The sequence below is a fragment of the Shewanella algicola genome, from assembly GCF_014648035.1.
Taxonomy (GTDB): domain Bacteria; phylum Pseudomonadota; class Gammaproteobacteria; order Enterobacterales; family Shewanellaceae; genus Shewanella; species Shewanella algicola.
On record NZ_BMQI01000122.1, the window covers coordinates 1 to 2,228 of the forward strand.

Here is a 2,228-nt window from a genome sequence, read left to right on the forward strand (position 1 = left end):
AATATGGGAACAACATAAATCAGCCGCTTAGTGAAAGGTATGTGCCTTTGCCTAGACGCTTACGTTGAATTTGAGCATTTGAAAGCTAAGACCAACTCGTTTTGGACAAAAGTGAGTTACGAAAAATCGAGCGTTAGCAATCCATGAATAATTACTGGTATATCAGAGCTGTTTCAATAGAAGTTCAGTATTAATAGCACTGTGAGTTGCTTTTTATGTCACAGTCTCAGCAACCAAATATCGTTTGTCGGCACAATAAGTAGCAAACGAAGAAGTAATGTGAAGACATAAGTGCTTTATACTGCGAGCTTTATTATCTAACTGAGTAACGTGAAACCTTCGCCCTATAGTCATTGCGGTTTCTCTGCCATGAGCTATCGCGTTACGGTGTTCCTTAACTTCCGTTAAGACAAAATGTTGCACGCCCTCTGGCAGTGGAGAGCTATCTAAATCAAAAAAAATCCACACATTTTCTAGTTGTTTGTAAGAAATATTCATTGAGCCAGCTGTTGGAAAAACAGAACTGTCAACATTAGTCACTTCAGTATCACCTGTTACTGCAAGAACAAGTTTATGGCGATTTTCCCACACTTTGGAGGCTCCACACTCTCGAAGTGCCTTAAAATGAGAATCAAATAGCGAGCATAATATCGCACTTTTAAAACGATTGGCTGGAGCTTGCTCTTGCCCGATAACTTCTAATGTTCGTGTGACTGATTGCGTAATTGCAAACTCAAGTGCTGCATACATTGCAACAAAAACTAAGCCTTTCTGAGCACGATAAAAATCTGAATTTTTAGTATCTTCTGTTAGTGTCTCATCTGACAAATACTCTAGTATTGAATCAAGTTGCCTCAAACGATACATAAGACCAGAATCAATATCATTAAACATTGTCTATAAACCTAACTCGACAATACTCGATTCTTTCGCGTAAACGAGGCCCTGAGTTTGTGGCTCCTGTCGTCAAACGGCGTAACTCTTCATCATCAATCCAGTTAGCTACATTTGAGCCGGAAATATCAACGCCTTCCTCAATAGCATCGGCAGCACCAACAGCAATGGCTTCAAAAAGCACTTGTGGCGTACTTCCTTTTTTTCCGCGCTTAACTCCTTCAGGTAAGACAGCTCTTAGTGACTCGAATGTTTTTTCAAACAACTCTCGATAATTCTTGTAATTAAAATGTACCGATGATTTAGCCATAAAGTCATTTAAAAATATCTCTACACTGTGCTTAAAGTCATCGCGTGTTGTTTTGTAGGCCAAAAACTTCAAAACTAACTCTTCTCTAGTACCGTCTTTCGCTTTAGTTGATGAAATATTGACCACTTTATTGAAGTCATCATTTTTTGCAAGTTCAACGATAAAATCATTAAATTGCCCTCTAAATACACAAGCTCGAATTTCTTGAGGAGTCAGTTTGATACCACCAGTATTCAATCTCTCAAAAAGGTCAAATCGTACTTTTAGATCACTCTTATCGCTTAGTGTTGTAACCTTAAGCGGACGTAAATTGAACTTCAGACGAAGTGAATGAGGCAAATCATTAAACGTTGCTCCATTGAACTCAGAAAGGATATCCAGACCCTTAAGTTTAAGAGGCTTACCCAACCCAAAACTTTCTATTTGCTCTGGGGTTCCACAAAAATGAATCAATGAGTTAAGCCTTTGTACACCATCTATTAATTCCCAAGATCCATCTCTATTTGCAGCCATGAAGAGGTTAGGAATAGGTATTCCCAATAAAACAGATTCTATAAGTTTAGACTGGTTATCTTCGGGCCAACGAAATTGCCTTTGGTACTCAGGGGCAATGTTGATAATTGATTCATTCGCCATAGAAATCAATTCTTTAACAGAGATGTCAAATGAATCAAAATCTACTTTCCTAGTCTCTTGGTCGAGTTGATTCATATAATCTTTCATGTGTTCTCCAGCGAGCTATATGACTATATTCCAGTTTAACAACAACTTCTATTTTAGTCGATACTAGTCAATAGGTTAGTGTATGGTGGCTACAAATACAGGCTAGCAATCTATAGAGGGCTGAAGTCTAAACTCACATCGATACTCTGTTACCCATACTTCACAAAACACGACAAAGATTAGAAAAAGACCAACTAATAATTCGTAAACAGCAAAGAAAAAGTGTGCTAGCACACAATGGGGCGTGCGACGTGAGGTCGTATGAAGCGCTGTTCACCGCTTTTGAGTGAACCATCTGTAT

2 protein-coding genes are annotated in these 2,228 nt (G+C 38.5%); both read right to left on the reverse strand.

Annotated features, from left to right (window positions below):
• Positions 1-213: 213 nt before the first annotated feature.
• A complete protein-coding gene (locus tag IEY42_RS21960; RefSeq protein WP_188927292.1) occupies positions 214-894 on the reverse strand; it encodes a hypothetical protein in 681 nt (226 codons plus the stop codon).
• Positions 887-1,927: a GmrSD restriction endonuclease domain-containing protein gene (locus IEY42_RS21965; protein ID WP_188927293.1), complete on the reverse strand. Its 1,041-nt coding sequence runs from the start codon at positions 1,925-1,927 to the stop codon at positions 887-889. The genes IEY42_RS21960 and IEY42_RS21965 overlap by 8 nt, the downstream gene beginning before the upstream one ends.
• Between the last annotated feature and the right edge of the window lie 301 nt (positions 1,928-2,228).